14 protein-coding genes are annotated in these 17,575 nt (G+C 53.4%); all 14 read right to left on the reverse strand.

Annotation, left to right across the window (positions count from 1 at the left end; translation table 11 throughout):
- Window positions 1-520: 520 nt before the first annotated feature.
- The 14 genes from tyrS to QOS01_RS10830 all read right to left on the reverse strand — a co-directional run bounded on the left by tyrS (window position 521) and on the right by QOS01_RS10830 (window position 17,511).
- Window positions 521-1,771, reverse strand: a complete 1,251-nt coding sequence (gene tyrS / locus QOS01_RS05265; protein ID WP_283621409.1) for a tyrosine--tRNA ligase — start codon at window positions 1,769-1,771, stop codon at window positions 521-523.
- 298 nt (window positions 1,772-2,069) lie between these two features.
- Window positions 2,070-4,892 carry an LTA synthase family protein gene (locus QOS01_RS05270; protein WP_283621410.1) on the reverse strand — a complete coding sequence of 941 codons (2,823 nt, stop codon included), beginning with the start codon at window positions 4,890-4,892 and terminating at the stop codon, window positions 2,070-2,072.
- Window positions 4,893-5,181: 289 nt separating this feature from the next.
- Window positions 5,182-6,225, reverse strand: a complete 1,044-nt coding sequence (locus tag QOS01_RS05275) for a hypothetical protein (protein WP_283621411.1) — start codon at window positions 6,223-6,225, stop codon at window positions 5,182-5,184.
- 295 nt (window positions 6,226-6,520) lie between these two features.
- Entirely contained in the window at window positions 6,521-7,207 is a 687-nt protein-coding gene (locus QOS01_RS05280; protein ID WP_283621412.1) for a 2,3-diphosphoglycerate-dependent phosphoglycerate mutase, read from the reverse strand.
- 105 nt (window positions 7,208-7,312) lie between these two features.
- Window positions 7,313-8,569 carry a phosphoribosylamine--glycine ligase gene (gene purD / locus QOS01_RS05285; protein ID WP_283621413.1) on the reverse strand — a complete coding sequence of 419 codons (1,257 nt, stop codon included), beginning with the start codon at window positions 8,567-8,569 and terminating at the stop codon, window positions 7,313-7,315.
- 17 nt (window positions 8,570-8,586) lie between these two features.
- A complete protein-coding gene (purH, locus tag QOS01_RS05290) occupies window positions 8,587-10,125 on the reverse strand; it encodes a bifunctional phosphoribosylaminoimidazolecarboxamide formyltransferase/IMP cyclohydrolase (protein WP_283621414.1) in 1,539 nt (512 codons plus the stop codon).
- A gap of 5 nt (window positions 10,126-10,130) precedes the next feature.
- Window positions 10,131-10,709 (reverse strand): phosphoribosylglycinamide formyltransferase, encoded by a 579-nt coding sequence (purN, locus tag QOS01_RS05295; protein ID WP_283621415.1) that lies wholly within the window; start codon window positions 10,707-10,709, stop codon window positions 10,131-10,133.
- 10 nt (window positions 10,710-10,719) lie between these two features.
- The gene (gene purM, locus QOS01_RS05300; protein WP_283621416.1) at window positions 10,720-11,757 is read right to left on the reverse strand and encodes a phosphoribosylformylglycinamidine cyclo-ligase; all 1,038 of its coding nucleotides are present in this window, start codon (window positions 11,755-11,757) and stop codon (window positions 10,720-10,722) included.
- A complete protein-coding gene (gene purF, locus QOS01_RS05305) occupies window positions 11,754-13,220 on the reverse strand; it encodes an amidophosphoribosyltransferase (protein ID WP_283621417.1) in 1,467 nt (488 codons plus the stop codon). Before purF ends, purM begins: the two co-directional genes overlap by 4 nt.
- Entirely contained in the window at window positions 13,196-15,424 is a 2,229-nt protein-coding gene (gene purL, locus QOS01_RS05310; RefSeq protein WP_283621418.1) for a phosphoribosylformylglycinamidine synthase subunit PurL, read from the reverse strand. Before purL ends, purF begins: the two co-directional genes overlap by 25 nt.
- 3 nt (window positions 15,425-15,427) lie before the next feature.
- On the reverse strand, window positions 15,428-16,108 hold the full coding sequence (gene purQ, locus QOS01_RS05315) for a phosphoribosylformylglycinamidine synthase subunit PurQ (protein ID WP_222258579.1): 681 nt from the start codon (window positions 16,106-16,108) through the stop codon (window positions 15,428-15,430).
- On the reverse strand, window positions 16,108-16,356 hold the full coding sequence (gene purS, locus QOS01_RS05320; protein ID WP_283621419.1) for a phosphoribosylformylglycinamidine synthase subunit PurS: 249 nt from the start codon (window positions 16,354-16,356) through the stop codon (window positions 16,108-16,110). The genes purQ and purS overlap by 1 nt, the downstream gene beginning before the upstream one ends.
- On the reverse strand, window positions 16,356-17,075 hold the full coding sequence (purC, locus tag QOS01_RS05325) for a phosphoribosylaminoimidazolesuccinocarboxamide synthase (RefSeq protein WP_047768753.1): 720 nt from the start codon (window positions 17,073-17,075) through the stop codon (window positions 16,356-16,358). The genes purS and purC overlap by 1 nt, the downstream gene beginning before the upstream one ends.
- Before the next feature lie 277 nt (window positions 17,076-17,352).
- Entirely contained in the window at window positions 17,353-17,511 is a 159-nt protein-coding gene (locus QOS01_RS10830; protein WP_162261557.1) for a hypothetical protein, read from the reverse strand.
- Window positions 17,512-17,575: the final 64 nt, after the last annotated feature.

Below are 17,575 nucleotides of genomic sequence, written 5' to 3' on the forward strand. Positions count from 1 at the left end.
AGAACTTGAATAGCTCTAATTTAAATTAATTAAGCGAATTGACTTCGCAAATGTTTTGCTCTAATCACCGAAGTGATTAGAGACCCTACACATTTGATTCGTCGAAACTTTGTTCAGTTTTCAAAGGTCTACCAGTTAGCTAACTAAGCAGTTAACTAACGTTGAATATTTTATCAAATCTGCTCATCAAAGTCAACAACTAATTTTAATTAATTAAGTTAGCTCATTAACAAGCAGCTTTTATAATATATCACGTTGTCCAGAAGTTGTCAATAAGAAATTTAACTTTCTTGTCAAAGAATTGTAACCAATCCGTCATCTCTGTGACAACGTTAAATATAATACATGGTATTCGCACAAGCGTCAAGCGCTATTTTTACTTTTTCGGAGTGTGAATTAGCAGTTCTGAACTTTTACATACTCCATCCCATTTATTGTTCGAATATCAGCATTTAAAAAGCAAAAGCTCCCGCTAATTTAAACTTTAGCAGGAGCTTTTGCAAACATTAAATTCTAAAAGTTATTTAACCCGGGCCAGGAAGTAGTGCTTCTTCCCCCGCCGGACAATGACAAACTTGCCGTCAAAGTGGCTACTTGGGTCAATTTCGGCATCAACATCGTCGACCTTCTCACCATTAATCCGGATAGCACCGTTGGAAACGTCTTGCCGGGCCTGCCGACGTGACGGTTCAATCCCGTTATCGGTTAACCAGATGACAATGTTTTCCTTCTTATTTTCCACGTCGACTGAAGGCATGTTCTTGAAGCCTTGTTCGATTTCGGCAACTGACAGGTCAGCAACATCCCCGGAGAAGAGAGCCTTACTGATTCGTTCCGCCTCTTCAACCGCCTTTTCGCCGTGAACAAACTTCGTCACTTCTTCCGCAAGCCGCCGTTGCGCCTCACGCTTCCATGGTTCCTTCTCCACCTTTTCAGCGAGGTCATCAATTTCTTTCTTAGAAAGGAAGGTGAAGTACTTCAGGTACTTAACAACGTCGCGGTCATCCTGGTTGATCCAGAATTGGTAGAATTCGTATGGGGACGTCTTCTTCGGGTCAAGCCAGACAGCACCGCCCGCAGTCTTACCAAACTTTGTCCCGTCAGCCTTCAGCATCAACGGAATCGTCAGCCCGTAAACCTCTGTCTCCGGGCCTTCCACCTTGTGGATCAGGTCAATTCCGGCCGTGATGTTCCCCCACTGGTCAGAACCACCAATCTGCAGTTGAACATCATTATGCCGGTACAGGTGCAAGAAGTCGACTGATTGGAGGATTTGGTAGGTAAACTCCGTAAATGAGATCCCGGCTTCCAGACGGCTAGCTACAACTTCCTTGTTCAGCATGGTATTAATGTTGAACAGCTTCCCGTAGTCCCGCAAGAAGTCCAGCAGGCTGATCTTGGAAAGCCAGTCGTAGTTATTAACGATGGTGAAGTTTTCGGTCCCAAACAACTTCTTCATCTGTGCTGTCAGGGCTTCTTCGTTGTGGTGAACCTGGTCCATCGTCTGCAGTTGCCGTTCACTCTTCCGACCAGATGGGTCCCCAATCGCACCGGTCCCCCCACCAATGATAATTACCGGGTGGTGGCCAGCCAACTGGAACCGTTTCAGAATCATGAATGGGATCAGGTGCCCAATGTGCAGACTGTCACCGGTTGGGTCAGTTCCACAGTAAAGGGCAATCTGCTTATCCTCCGTCAGTTTCTTCAGTGCGTCTAAGTCCGTGGCCTGGTTAATCGCCCCACGCCATTTCAAATCATCAATAATGTTCATGCAATGTCCCTCCTAAAACATCCACGGATACAAAAAATCCCTGGCTTCTAAAATGAAGTCAGGGACGATTTAACCGCGTTACCACCTTGAATTGTAGTTCAAATGAACTACCGCTCTCGCCGATAACGGGACGATCCGATCAAAAGACGGGCTCAGCAAGTGTAATTCGTTTTCCCAGCCTGGCAGGCTCGCAAACACCGCCTGCTCTCTGAATGTCCACTGGTCAACTACTGGGTCTTGCCTCAGCGCCCTTTCATAGTTGACGTTATTGTACCGACTTTCGTTTACTCCTGTCAAGCTACTTTGCAACCTGTTTGAGGAAACTATCCTTCAATAGGTAGTGGTGACCAGCCGTCAGGTCATATTGAACCAGCCGGTAGTCGTCAAAGAGCTTGCGCTGCTTGGCATTCAACTTCGTATGCTGGCCCCGCTGGTTGACGAACGAGATCCCGCTCTGGTGGGCGGTGTTGTTCTTCGCCGTTCCGTTGGTTGGCAGCGAAATTGCCGGCAGGTCTTCCTCAACCTCCGTCAAGAGGGCGTAGTAAGGTGATACTTTGACGTCCATCTTGGCCAGGGCCATCGCGGAAAAGTCGTTGGGACCGACAATCTTATGCTGGGCCGTCAGCCGGTCCGTATTCATCCGCCGGGCAGCCTTATTGCTGTAAATGAAGTAGTCCGTCTCGTGCAGCGGAATTCCGTACTTGCTCATCGGCAGGCCGTGGTAAATTCCCGGTAGGTGGTCGCCATACCAGACGATTGTCGTCGGCTGCTTCATCCCGTCAACCCGGTGAATCCACCCGTCCAGCGCCTGGTCCGTGTAATGGATTCCTTGGATGTAAGCCTCAATTTGCCCCTGCTGGTCAGCATTCTTAAAGCCCCGTCCGGAAACGTGGTACTGCCGCTTGTGGTAGTATTCCGGCCGGTACGGCATGTGGTTTTGCATCGTGGCCACCTGGATAAACTTCCCGTGGGGCTGGCGGTGAAGGTTCAGGTCGATTTCCTTATAGGTCGAGTCATCGCTGACCCGCGGATTATTTTGGATCTTACTCTTGTAGGTGATCTTGTTACCACCGTCAAAGTGGTAGAACTTCTTAAAGCCAAACTTCTTGTAAACCGTCTTACGGCTATAGAGGTTAGCCGTGAACGGGTGAATACCGATTGCGTAGTGGAAAAGGCGGTTGATGGTGAAGGTGCGTTGCTGGTAGGGCACTAACTGTGAGTACGGTGTCGGCATCGTTGGCGAGAAGTTAGCAATCGATAGTCCCGTCAGCGCCTGGTACTCCATGTTGGCGGTCCCCCCACCGTAACCAGAACTGATCATCAGGCCACTGGTCGTATGCTGCTTAAACTGGTGCAAGAACGGCAGTGGGTCACCGCCGCTTACCTTCATCCCCGGTACCCGGCGAGGGTCAGCAAAGCTTTCACTCAGGACAAATACCAGATTCTGCTTACCCACGTTCTGGTGGGTCCGCTGCTGGTTAATTTTCACGCCGGCTTGAGCGTAGCGCCGCTCAATTTGGTCCATCCGTGACTTGGTGTAGCCCGCCGGCTCGGTCATGACATGGACATCAACGTTATTGGCAAACTGTAATAAGGTCCCGTTCATCCGGGCGCCCCGAATCTGACTGTAGAAGTAGGGAGTATCGTCCAGCCGCTGCAACTGCTTAAAGACGATTGACTTACTGTGATTGGCCCGGGTAAAGCTGGCCAAAAACAGCACGGCAAGAACAGCCACGATTATCCGGGCCCACACACTGAAGCGGGTTGGCTTCCCGTAGCGGTGTTCCACCCAGGCAAAAATGACAATTAGCAAGACGATGCCTAGTAGTGCGCCCACCAAGACCCAGGGGTTCACCATCCCCAGCAGTTCACCGGGGGCCGTAACGGTAGAGACATCAGTCGGCAGGATGGGCTCATTACGAGCCGCAATCTTCAAGACAGATGCCACCAGCCAGCCGAGGTAGAAGACAATGCCGATACCGCTGCTGAGCCACCAACGATTGGTCAGGGCCATCAGCAAGAGGACAATGGCAAAAATGATTAAGACGTTGACCGTCACAATCTTCGCCCGCTGGGTCACTACCCACTGGACCATTGTGAGGTCATTGTTCCAAAGGATGGCAAACGAGGCCACCGTGATCAGCCACAGGATGGCGTAGGTTAGCAAAACCGGCCAGAAGCGCTTCGCAAACTGCTTCCCCCAGATTAAGAGCCCCCGCCAGTTGGTGTCGATTGCCCAGTCAATTCTGGTGATCACCCCTGGCAGGCCCAACAGGAGGACCGCCAGGATAATTGCCAGTGCGACTACTAGCGGCCACTTTACCGTCGGCACCATAATCGGGGTTACCGCCTGGGGGGTTCCCAGTAAGCCCAGTAGGAGGATCCCCTGCACAATGTTATGGTCGTTAGCCCACTGGCCTTTGGTCCCCCGGATTGCCCAGGCAAAGGCGAGCAGGCAGGTAATGATCACTACCGGCTGGTAAGCATTAATCGCCAGTAGGTAGTGGTAATTCGGGGTAAAGCCCCGGTGTGGGCTGTAGATGATCCGGCTCATGTTTAGCCAGGTCATGATTCCGGAAAGGCAGAACATGGCCACCGTCAGCAGTCCGTACAACCAGCTTGGCCACTTCTTTAGCCATTCACGGTCATTAGCTAGCCAATCCCCTGCCGCAAAGAGGTACACAAACCAGACAAGGCTGGTCCCGCGGTGAAAGCCAAGCAGGTCGTAGCCATTAAACAGGCGGATAACAAAGAAGGCCACCGTAATGGCAATCAGCCAGTGACGGCGATGATCAATTGACCACCGGTGCAGGAGCTGCTGGAGAGGCCGGGCAAAAATAAAAAGCCCCGTCCCGACTAGCCAGGCAATGAAGACTTCCTGACCGACATACAGCTCCGGCGACGGTTGACTAGTGCTAAGGATGGGCTGGGTCGTGTACTTGGCCCAGATAAAACCCAGGGCCCCCAGTAGCCATAGGCAAACCGCCATTCCCAACCGGCGCTTCGGGTAGCGTTGGCCTGTCCCAATTAGGATGGGGACAATGACAACTAATGCACTGACGGCCATCTTGACCAGCCACCAGCCAGCAAAGTAAGCCGGGTGACCATTCAGGTGGGTCATTAATTGGCCTACTGTCCCCAGAAAACACAGGAGTGCAATTACACTCAAAATACTCCAAAACAAATATCCCTTACTTATTTGTTTCTTTAACATCCAATCCAACTTTCTATAGTAATATTACTTTTCATTATATGAATCTTTTATCAGTGGTTTCAATGAACAAATAGTAAAAGTGTCTTATCATGATACAAAACTGCACATTTACCACTCTAATCGTATTAAAGAAGGCCCCAGCACTTGGAAAGGCCAAGTACTAGAGCCTTATAAAGTGAAGAATCATTTTCCCCACTTATTTATCTTGTTTCTTTGTTTCGGGCTTATGGTCCCCACTCTTTTTGGCAACCGGTGAAGGCTGCTTTTTCTCCTTCTTGGGGGCGTAAACTTCGTGGACATATGCTTCACCAGTCAATTCAGCCACTGGCTTAAAGGTATCCTTGAAGATTTCGTCAATATCTTGAGTCGGGTCTTCTTCACTCTTGACATAGTAGAGTGCCCGGGCAGCGAAGGCCACTGGTAGGTAGCAGACAATCCCCAAAATGGCGATCAGCAAGCCAATGTAAGTCAGCACGTAGGTTGCCGTGTAGTTACCGTAGAATGCCAGGCCACCAAAGATTACGGACCAGACAAAGATTGGAACAAAGATAACCACCAGCATTACCAGGAAGTAGTTCCACTTCCGGCCGCCCATGAAACGGCGACTAGCGGTCAGCGCATGCCGCATTGATTGACCGAGAAACTGTGGTTGCTTCTCCCGGTAAAGGAAGTAGGATTGGGAATATTCAATCGTCTTCCAAGCAACAACGATGTCGTTTAGAAACTGGATTCCCCGCAGCCACATGACGTTATGGGTCAGGCCACCAACAACATCCGCGATGATGTTCAGTGGCAGGCTCCACAGGAAGATAAACAGACCCATGTACAGGGCAATCCGCCACAGTTGGTTCTTACGGAGGTGCTTAAAGTGCATCCAGATTGAACCGGCACTAACCGGTTGGTCCGGATTGGCCAAGTGGTCCTGGTAAGTATATTGGACACCAACCGTGAAGAAGTTGTAGAAGAAGGCCAGGGCAACGGCGACGGCTAACCCTGCCAGCACTTCTAAAAGGCCGGCCAGCAGTGCCATTGGTGAGGTCATCCCGTACATGATCATCATCATGCTCATTGCCATGGATGAAAAGATACTTGCGGAGAAGAATCCCAAGATGCAAACCAGGGCAATGTAGATAATTGTGATCCCGTCCACGGGCCACATTGCAGAAAGATACCGGGGCTTAACAAGTTTCTTAAGATCCTTAATAAAGTCCCTCAATGATAAACTACGTTGTTTTCTCATTTGTTAATTCGTCCACCTTTTAATCAGTTTAGCTTTAATGATAACACAAAGCGTGCGGAGCTCAATTCTTTCGGCTAATCTTCGCACTTTTTTCAATTTTAAGAAAAAAATTCCCGGTCAGCTGATCGGGAATTTTCTCTATATTAAGCACGGCTGCTCCGCGCTTTCATTAACGTGTTCCGCAAGCCCGGGCCATAGTGTCCAGTTACGGAGCGCAGCTGACGCATCCTGCGCTACCTCCGCTCCTATACTGGCCACCTGGCCCTAATTCGGCTTGCTCCACACTTCTTTATTGTTAGTACTTCTCCTTGCTCAATACGTTGAGCTTGTCGTCGAAGTCGTAAACAACTGGTTGGCCAGTAGCCATTTCTAGGTTCATGATGTCTTCGTCAGAGATGTTTTCGATGTACTTGCTCAAAGCACGCAGGGAGTTACCGTGGGCAGCAATGATAACGTTCTTGCCGTCAAGCAGCTTTGGAGCAATTTGGTCTTGCCACAAAGGAATAACCCGTTCCAGGGTAACCTTCAAGTTTTCACCACCAGGAATAGCCCGTGGGTCCAAGCTTGCGTAACGACGGTCCTTAGCAGCGGAACCTTCGTCGTCAGCACTCAGCAGTGGTGGCAAAACATCGTATGAACGACGCCAAATGTGAACTTGTTCGTCACCGTACTTTTCAGCAGCCTTCTTCTTGTTGTGGCCTTGAAGAGCACCGTAGTGACGTTCGTTCAAACGCCAAGTCTTGTATTCAGGAATCCAAAGTTGGTCGCATTCTTCAAGAGCGTAGTGCAAGGTCTTGATTGCCCGCTTCAAAACTGAAGTGTAAGCGTAGTCGAATTCAATGCCGTGTTCCTTGAGGGCCTTACCAGCATTCTTTGCTTGTTCAACACCCTTTTCACTCAAGTCAACGTCAACCCAACCAGTAAATTGGTTAGATAAGTTCCATTCACTTTGACCGTGACGGATAAGTACTAATTTAGCCATGTTCAAATTGACCTCTTTCTTCTTAAAATCACTATTTGTATAGCATACCTTACCATTTTAATCCAATCGCTACTAAATTCCAATAGGGCGGTCGTGATTTTCTGATCATAGGCCGGCCTTGGCACCGATGTCGTTCCGGTAAAAGCATTCCGGTTCGTTTAGCTGGCTTAGGTATGCGTACACCCGGTCATGAGCCTCCTGCAGGGTGGTTGCCTGGGCAAGGACCATCAGCAAGCGACCGCCAGCCCCTTGAAGGTCTGTCAGGTCCCCACTGACGTTGGCATAGTCAACATCCACGCCGGCCACTTGCGGCATGGTCCCCAGTTTCTGCCCGTGAATTGGCTTTTGTGGGTACCCCTTTGACGCCAGGACGACCCCGAAGCTGGCCCGGGAGTCAACTTCCACCGCCGGGAGGGGCTGGTCATTGAGGGCCCGGTCAACCAGTTCAAACAGGTCGGTCTTCAGCCGGGGCAGGATCACCTGGGTCTCCGGGTCCCCCAGGCGAACGTTGTATTCGATTACCTTAGGGCCCGCGGCCGTCATAATTAAGCCGATGTAAAGAATCCCGTGATAGTGGTACTCACCCTTGACGAGCCCGTCAACCGTGGGGGTGACCACCTGGTCAATCATTGCCTGCCGGGCCTCGGCGCTCAGTTGGGGAAGCGGACTGTAGGCCCCCATGCCCCCCGTATTCGGACCCTTGTCACCGTCATAAGCCCGCTTGTGGTCCTGGGCCATCGGAAGGATCCGGTAGTGGCCGTTACTCAGCAGGACAAACATCGAATACTCCTGGCCAACCAGGCATTCCTCCAGCACCAGCCGGGCCTGGCCACCAGCAAACATCTCCTTGATGGTCTGAACCGCCGTTGCCCGGTCCGGGGCGATAACAACCCCCTTACCACCAGCGAGGCCGTTTTCCTTAATGACCACGGGGAAGCCGAACTGGTCAACACCCGCAATTGCGGCAGTCTGGTCACGGTAGGAAGCGTGCCGGGCCGTTGGGACCCCGTAGTTATTCATGAAGTTTAACGCATAGTCCTTTGAACCCTCCAGCTGTGCCGCCCGGGCATTCGGGCCAAACGCCTTTAACCCGGCCGCTTCAAAGTCGTCCACAATCCCGTCGACCAAGCAGTCTTCGGGGCCCACAAAGGTCCAGGCAACGTTGTGGGCCTTTGCAAAGTCAATCAAACCCGCAAAGTCGGTTTCCGCAATATCGACGGGTTGGACGCCAACCGCCGGCATCCCCACGTTCCCGGGCGCACAATAAACCTGCTTGACGTGCTCACTTTCCTGGAGCTTCTTGGCGATGGCAAATTCACGGCCACCTTCGCCGACAACTAATACATTGACCTTTTCAACCATGATTGACCCCCTGTGTTCTAGTGCCGGAAGTGCCGGACACCCGTTGTTACCATTGCAATGCCGTACTTATTAGCCATATCAATTGACTCCTGGTCCCGAATTGAACCACCGGGCTGGACAACCGCCTTGATGCCGTGCTTACCGGCGAACTCAACGCAGTCGCCAAACGGGAAGAAGGCGTCGCTGGCCATTACCGCCCGGTCATCGATGGCGTCACCGGCGTGCTTAACCGCAATCTTCAAGGAATCAATCCGGTTTGGCTGGCCCTCACCAACGCCCAGGGTCCGCTCGTCATTTGCGACCACAATGGCGTTTGACTTGGCATGCTTGACCGCCTTCCAGGCAAACATCAGCGTCTTCAGCTGGTCGGCAGTTGGCTTAACGTCGGTGACGCACTTCCAGTCGTGGTAATCCTCATTGAGGACGTCCTGTTCCTGCATCAAAAGGCCCCCCATGACCGAAACAACTTCGTGCTTAGGTTGTTCGTCCTTCTTACTGAAGTCGACGGTGAGCAGGCGGATGTTTTTCTTCTTGGCCAGGACCGCGTAGGCGTCATCATCAAAGCCGGGGGCAATGACAATTTCCAAGAAGATTTTGTGCATCTTTTCGGCAGTTGCCAGGTCGACCGGACGGTTCAAGGCGATTACCCCACCAAAAATTGATACCTTATCGGCTTCGTATGCCCGGTCCCAGGCCTGTTCCAGATTTTCACCCTGGCCAATACCACACGGGTTCATGTGCTTCATGGCCACCACGGTTGGCTGGTCGAACTCACGAATGCAGCGGAGGGCCTCATCGGCATCCTTGATGTTGTTGTAGGAAAGCTTCTTACCGTGGAGCTGCTTGGCGGCCAGGACGGAGTACGACTTCGGCAAAGCATCTTCGTACAGCCAGGCCTGTTGGTGGCTGTTCTCACCGTACCGCATCGTCTCCTTGAGGTTCCAGGTCAGGGTCAGCTTCTCCGGATCTTCCAGGCCGTTTTGCTTGGTCAGGTACTGGGAAATCAGGGCATCATAAGCCGCAGTGTGACGGAAGGCCTTGGCCGCCAACTTGGCACGCGTATCCAGGGTGGTGTCCCCACCATCTTCAATTTCGGCCAGGACCTGGTCATAGTCCGCCTGGTCAACCACAATGGTGACGTCGCGGTAGTTCTTAGCGGCCGACCGGACCATTGATGGGCCCCCGATATCAATGTTTTCAATGGCGTCCGCCAGTTTAACGTCCGGCTTTTCAATTGTCTCCTTAAATGGGTAGAGGTTGACTACGACCAGGTCAATTGGGGTGATGCCCAGCTTCTTCAGGGTTGCCATGTGTTCCGGCAGCTCCCGCCGGGCTAAGAGGCCACCGTGGACGTATGGGTTAAGGGTCTTAACCCGGCCGTCCAGGATTTCTGGGAAGTGGGTCACGTCTTCAATGCTGGTTGTCTTTACGCCGGCATCGTCGAGGACCTTCTTGGTGCCACCAGTTGAAACAATTTCGTAGTCGTTTGCGACTAGGCCCTTGACGAAGGGAACCAGGTTTGTCTTGTCAGATACGCTTACCAATGCTCGCTTCATTTTTCTTACTCCTTTTCTCCTGCTGCAATCAAAGCTTCTCGTAATGCTAATGGGTAAAGCTGGTGTTCTGTTGCGTGGACCCGTTCTTCCAATGTTGCCACCGTATCATTTGCCAGGATGGGCACGTGGCACTGGGCAATAATTGGTCCCGAATCCAAGTTTGCGTCGATGTAGTGGACCGTGACCCCGGTTTGCTTTTGGTGGTCATTGAAGGCCCGTTCGATTGAGTGTAATCCCGGGTATTCCGGTAACCAGGCGGGGTGGAGGTTCACAATCCGGTGGTCATATTCGTTGAGGATTGTCGGGCCCACCACCCGAAGGTAGCCGGCAAGGACGATAAAGTCAATCTGCTTTTCCTTAAGCACACCGAGGAGCTTATCTTCATAAGCTGCCTTTCCCCCGCAGGACTTGACCGTAAAGCTTACGGCCGGGACCCCCAGCCGCTTGGCCCGGTCCATCACTGGGGCGTCCGGGTGGTTACAAAAGAGCAAGGCCAGCTCGCCGGGCAGGTCGCCCGCCTGGAAATGATGGGTGAGCTCTTCAAAATTGGTCCCGTTGCCCGATGCAAAAATTGCCACTTTCATATTGAATGCCTCACTTAATCTCAATCTTGGCGGCACCGGCTGGCCGGGCTTGCAGGCGGCCAATCCGGTACGCTTTCTGGTTACGCTTTGTCAGGTCTGCTTCGACCGCTGCCACCTGTTCGGGAGCAACCGCCAAAACCAGACCAATTCCCATGTTGAAGGTTTGCCAACAATCAGCTAGCGGTAGGTCACCAAGCCGCCGTAGGTAGTTGAATACCGGCAACTGCGGCCAGGCCTGACTGTCGATGACCGCTTGCAGGTCGTCGTTAAACATCCGCGGGACGTTTTCAATTAGTCCCCCACCGGTGATGTGGCCAATCCCGTGAATGCGCTTTTGCCGAATCAGGGGCAGGACCGCATCAACGTAAATCTTGGTGGGAGCGAGGATTGCCGCACCAACGCTTTGCCCGCCGAGGTCTGCCGGCCGGTCGCCAAGGTCAACGTGGTGGTCTTTAAACAGGATCTGCCGCACGAGTGAAAAGCCGTTGGAGTGGAGACCCGACGATGGTAGGCCCAGCAAGACATCCCCTTCTTGCGGAAGGGCCGCCGTCAGCATGGCCGACTTTTCAACCACGCCGGTGACGGTCCCCGCCAGGTCGTACTCGTCTTGTGCGTACATATCCGGCATCTCGGCAGTCTCACCACCGACCAATGCCGCGCCCGCTTGCCGGCAGCCGTCGGCCACCCCGCTCACGATTTCCGCCATCTTGGCTGGATCGTTGTGGCCGGTGGCGATGTAGTCGAGAAAGAAGAGTGGCTCGGCACCCTGGGCCAAGACGTCATTGACACACATGGCCACCACGTCGATGCCGATCGTGTCGTGCTTGTTCATCCGTTGGGCAATCAGCAGTTTGGTCCCGACCCCGTCCGTTCCGGAAACGAGGATGGGGTGTTTCACATGTAACACGCCCAGATCGAAGAGACCGCCGAAACTGCCGATTCCGCCGACCACGCCCGGCCGGTTTGTTGAACTCACGGCGTTCTTAATCCGCTTCACTAGGTCGTAACCCGCGTTAACGTCAACGCCGGCTTCTTGATAACGGTTCATCGCTGTGTCCGCTCCTTTCTTTCCCTCTGTTCCTGTTCATTCAGTGACTTCATGTACCCAGCCTCGTAGTCGTAAAGCGGCGTCGGGTAGTCGCCATTAAAGTACGCCACCGTCAGGCCGCCATACGGGGCATCCCCGGCATCCGGAACGTTGATGGCCTTGATCAGGCTGTCCACACTCAGGAAGTTCAGGGAGTCGGCCCCGATCTTTTGCCGCATCTTTTCAACCGAGTAGTGAGCCGCAAATAGTTCCGACCGGGTTGAAATATCAATGCCGTAGAAGCACGGGAATTTAAACAGGGGCGAGGCAATCAACATGTGGACTTCCTTGGCCCCTGCGTCGCGCAGCATCTTGATGATCTGCTTGGAGGTGGTCCCCCGGACGATGGAATCATCAACTACGGCAACCCGTTTGCCGTTTACGACCCCGCGGACGGCGGACAACTTGAGGTGGACACCCCGTTCGCGGAGAGCCTGGGTTGGCTGGATGAAGGTCCGGGCAACGTACTGGCTCTTGATCAGCCCCATTTCGTAAGGTAAGCCAATCTCTTCGGCATACCCGGAGGCCGCCGAGAGCGATGAGTTCGGCACCCCGACTACCATGTCGGCATCGACCGGGTGTTCTTGGGCTAGCCGCCGGCCCATCTCCTTGCGGGCGTTGTGAACGGTCACCCCGTGGATGATGGAATCCGGCCGGGCAAAGTAGATGTACTCCATCGAACAGATTGCCAGCTGGGTATTGGTCGTGTAGTGGTCAATGTGGAGGCCGTCCTTGTCAATGATGATCAGTTCGCCCGGTTGGACATCGCGGATAAACCGGGCGTTGATAATGTCGAGGGCGCAGGTCTCACTGGCCACCACGTACGCGCCGTTAGCCAACTGACCGATGCACAGGGGCCGGATACCGTTGGGATCTAAGGCCGCAATCATCCGGTCCTTTTGCAAAATCAGGTAGGCAAAGCCGCCGTGAACCTGGTTCAGGCTCTTCTTCAGGGCGGGGATAAAGCCCTCCTTGATGTGCTTACGGATCAGGTGAATCAGGATCTCGGTATCGGAATCGGACTGGAAAACCGCCCCCTCGTCTTCAAGCTGGCGACGGAGGGTGACCGCGTTGGTCAGGTTACCGTTATGGGCGAGGGCCACGTCGCCGTCGTGAAAGCGGAAGAGGAAGGGTTGAACGTTGGCAATCGAGTTGTGACCGCTAGTCCCGTAACGGACATGACCAATTGCCGCATCCCCAACCAGCCGTTTTAGTTCGGCCGGGTCAGCGAACACCTCCGCCAGCAAGCCACGGTCACGGTGTTGGTAAAGGTGCTGGCCATCACTGGAAACGATCCCGGCGCCCTCCTGCCCCCGGTGCTGGAGGGTATGGAGGCCATAGTAGGCTAACTGGCTGGCATCCGGGGCGCCAAACACGCCGAAGACCCCACACTCCTCATTTAATCCTTTGATTTCAGTTGGCACGGTAAAGCCTCCTCCCATAGCCGTTGTAGTTCGGTAACGTTTTGGTTGATCTCCGCATCCGCCAGGTGGGCTTCGAGCCAGTGGGTGTTAGTCACAAATCCAATGTGCTTGGCATCGTCGCCGAGGGCCGCTTCAAAGGCCGCCGCCTGCTCTTCTGGAACGGTAACGACCAGCCGGCCAGGGGTTTCGCTGAACAGCTGGACAGCGGTGAGGTCACGCAGGTCCAGGTCCATTCCCAGGTCAGTCTTAAATAGAGTTTCGCTCAGGGCCACCCCCAGGCCGCCTTCACTGAGGTCATGGGCGCTGGCGACGTGGCTGGCCTGCATTTCACTCAGTAAGTGCCGCAGGTTGTTGTGGATGCGGTCAAGGTCAATGTCGTTTAGGACCCCGCTGATGTCGCCCTGGACCATCTTTTGTAATTCGGACCCGGCAAAATCATCACCGGTTTTCCCAATCAGGTAAACGTGGTCCCCAGCGTGTTGGGCAAATGACGGTACAACCCGGTCGATATTCTTGATCAGGCCCACCATGCCGACCATCGGCGTTGGGTGAATGGCGTGGCCGTTGTTTTCGTTGTACAAAGATACGTTTCCGGAAATAACGGGCGTGTCAAGGGCCCGGCAGGCATCAGCCATCCCCTGAACCGACTGGTGGAGCTCCCAGAAAATTTCGGGATCGTTAGGATCACCGTAGTTCAGGCAATCGGTAATCGCCAGTGGCTCGGCCCCGGCAGCGACGATGTTGCAGGCCGCTTCCACCAGGGCAATCTTGCCGCCGACTTTGGGGCTCAGGTAAACAAAGCGGCCGTTGCCATCGGTCGTCATCGCCAGGCCCTTCTTAGTGCCGCGCACCCGGATAACACCGGCGTCACTCCCGGGGCCCACCACGGTGCAGGTCCGGACTTGGGAGTCGTATTGCTGGTAGAGGCTCTGCTTATCGGCCACCGTGCTCTGCTGGAGAAGGTGCCGCAGGGTCTCTTCCGCGTCCGTAATCTGGGGCTGCCATGCCGGTTGCCCTTCCGCTTCGGTAATTCGGGCCGGTTTCTTTTCTTCGCTGGCTTCTTCCAGGACATCGTCAGTCAAACTGGCCACCGGGATGTCACACACGATTTGCCCATCGTGGTGGAGGACGTACTGGTGACCCGCTGTGATCCGGCCAATCGTGACGGCATCGAGGTCGTAGTCGTCAAAGATCTTTTTAACGTCCTCCTCGTGACCCTTGTTTACACAGAGGAGCATCCGTTCCTGGGACTCGCTCAGCATAATTTCGTAGGCGGACATCCCCGTCTCCCGCTGGGGAACCAGGTCGAGATCTAATTCCATTCCGCTCTTCCCCTCGGAAGCCATCTCCGCACTTGAGGAAACGATGCCGGCAGCCCCCATGTCCTGGATGCCGACCAGCCAGTCGGGGTGCTTAGTGATCACTTCCAGGCAGGCTTCGAGCAGGAGTTTCTCCATGAACGGGTCCCCAACCTGGACGGCCGAACGCTGGGTGGCGTTTTCGTCACTGAAGTCGGCGGAGGCAAAGGTGGCCCCGTGAATGCCGTCCCGACCGGTTTTGGCACCGACGTACATGACGGCATTGCCGATACCGGCGGCCTTCCCCTTCTGGATGTCCTTTTGGTCCATCAGACCAACGCTCATCGCGTTACATAAAACATTGCCCTGGTAGCAGGGGTCAAAGGTGGTCTCACCAGCAACGGTCGGGATCCCCATACAGTTACCGTAGTCACCGATTCCTCGGACAGTTCCGGTGACCTTCATCCGGGTTGTGTTATTGTCAAGTTCGCCAAAGTGAAGGGAATCAAGCGATGCCACGGGACGGGCCCCCATGCTGAAGATGTCTCTTAAAATTCCCCCGATCCCGGTTGCGGCCCCTTGGTAGGGCTCCACGGTCGTCGGGTGGTTGTGGCTTTCCGCCTTGAAAACGACGGCCTGGCCATCGTCGATATCAACTACCCCGGCACCCTCACCAGGGCCCTGCAAAACGCGGGCATTCTTGTTTGGGAACAGGCGGAGGACTGGCTTGGACTTCTTGTAAGAACAGTGTTCACTCCACATGGCGGAAAAGAGCCCCGTCTCAGTGTAGTTAGGCAGGCGGCCCAGCAGCTTTTCACTGATGTAGTTGTACTCGTCCTCGCTCAGGCTCCAGTCCAGGTAGGGCTTCTTTTCTTTGATTTCTTCCGGTGTCATTGCTTGCTTCATTGTTTATTCCTCCACTTTTACACTGCCGTTTGCTAACAGGGACTTGAACAGGCGAAGCCCATCCGTGTTACCAAGGATTGCCTCAACGGCCCGCTCCGGGTGGGGCATCATTCCTAAGACATTCCCTTGCCGGTTCGTGATCCCGGCAATGTTGCGCAGGCTGCCGTTCGGGTTCTCCTCGGCATAGCGAAAGACGACCTGGTGGTTTGCTTCCAGTTCATCAAGCGTCGCCTGGTCCGCATAGTAGCTGCCATCAGCGTGGGCGATGGGGAGGGCAATCCGCTCGTGTGCCTGGTACTGGCTGGTAAAAAGGGTCTGGTTATTAACCACTTCCAGGGGCACGGTTTTGCAGATGAACTGCTGACTGTCGTTGCGCTTCAGGCCGCCGGGTAAGAGGCCCGCCTCCGTCAGGATTTGGAAACCATTGCAGGTCCCAAAAACCGGTTGGCCAGCATGGGCCATCTCAATAACTGCCTTCATCACCGGAGCAAAGCGGGCAATCGCTCCCGCCCGTAAGTAGTCACCGTATGAGAAGCCCCCGGGCAGCATCACCGCGTCGTAGCCAGCCAAGCTCGCCTGCTTGTGGGAAACGTAGTCCACGTCGGCGCCGCATACGCTGCTGAGTGCTTCGTAAATATCAATGTCACAATTTGAACCGGGAAATACGATTACCGCAATTTTCATTAATTTTCCTCCATTACTTGGTAGGTGTAAGTTTCCATGTTGAAGTTGACCAGCAGCTTTTCCGCAACTTCCTTGACGGTCTTAGCAACCTGGTCACCCTGGGCATCAATGGTGAGATCGAAGAATTTACCGACCTGAACGTCGGCAACTTCATCGTGGCCCAAGGCATGAATGGTCTTTTTAATCGTGTCACCCTGGGGGTCAAAAACTGATGGCTTGTAGGTGACGAAAATCCGAACTTTAGTCATTATTGTTCCTCCGCAATTACTTCTTCCAACCGGGCCAACACTTTGTCATACGTCGTCGTCAGATCGGCCAGGTTCCGCCGGTAAACATCCTTGTCCATGTGGGCATTGGTCTTAAGGTCCCACAGGCGGCAGTTGTCGGGGGAGAATTCATCGGCCAGCACGATCCGCCCATCACTGAGGTGGCCGAACTCCAGCTTGAAGTCCACCAGCTGCATCCCGGCCTTAGCAAAGAGGTGGGTTAATAGGGTGTCAACTTCTTGGCAGACCGTCCACATCTGGGCGAGTTCATCGTGGGTGGCAATTCCCAAGGCGACCGTTGCCGACTCGTTGATGAAGGGGTCATCCAACTGGTCACTCTTGAAGAAGGTTTCCTGAACCGGGGTGGCAAGGACCTTCCCCTCCTTCAGGCCGTAACGGCTGGCGAAGTGCCCGGCAATTACGTTTCTGGTAACAAATTCGAGCGGCACCATCGTGCACTTCTTAACCAACTCTTCGTTGTCCGAAAGCTTCTTGATGAAGTGCGTTTCGATGCCGTGCTGGATCAAGTATTGGAAGACTAAGGTGGAAATTGCGTTTGCCGCCTTCCCCTTACCAGCGAAGTGATCCTTTTCCTTGCCGTTTAGGGCAGTTGCCTGGTCCATGTAGACAACCCGTAAGACTTCGGGGTCGTCGGTTTGCCACATTTGTTTTGCCTTACCGGTGTACAGTAACTTTTCCATCTTAGTAATTACTCCTTTGTGTAAAACACGAACAATAAATAACTTCAAGCGAATTTAATTCGCTCTTTTATGCTATCAATATACTATCGGTCCCCACTTCTGTCAACGGTATTCGCTAACTAAAACAGATTAATTTTAAATAATGTTCGTGTTTAATGTGAATTACCATTATTTAACAATTGCGTCCCTGGTTTACCGCCCCAAAGCAGAACTTTTGCCAACTTTACTGTTGACATTCGCAAAATTAGTGCTAAACTACAAAACAATTAGAAAATGATTAGACGTTGAAGAGAAGAGTAGTGCCAAGAACTTTTTCCAGAGAGCCCCGGTTAGTGTGAGGGGTAATTGTTACTGACACGAAGATGAGCTCCGAGTTATTCCCCTGGTCAACTGGCTGGGTGAACGGCTGACAGCCGATATCCTGTCGGGTCTTCACCTCATCAGGTGAGTACTTATTAAGGCCACTAATGTGAGTTAGTGGCGAATTCAGGGTGGTACCG

It is taken from the genome of Limosilactobacillus avium (assembly GCF_947381485.1).
Classification (GTDB): domain Bacteria; phylum Bacillota; class Bacilli; order Lactobacillales; family Lactobacillaceae; genus Limosilactobacillus; species Limosilactobacillus avium.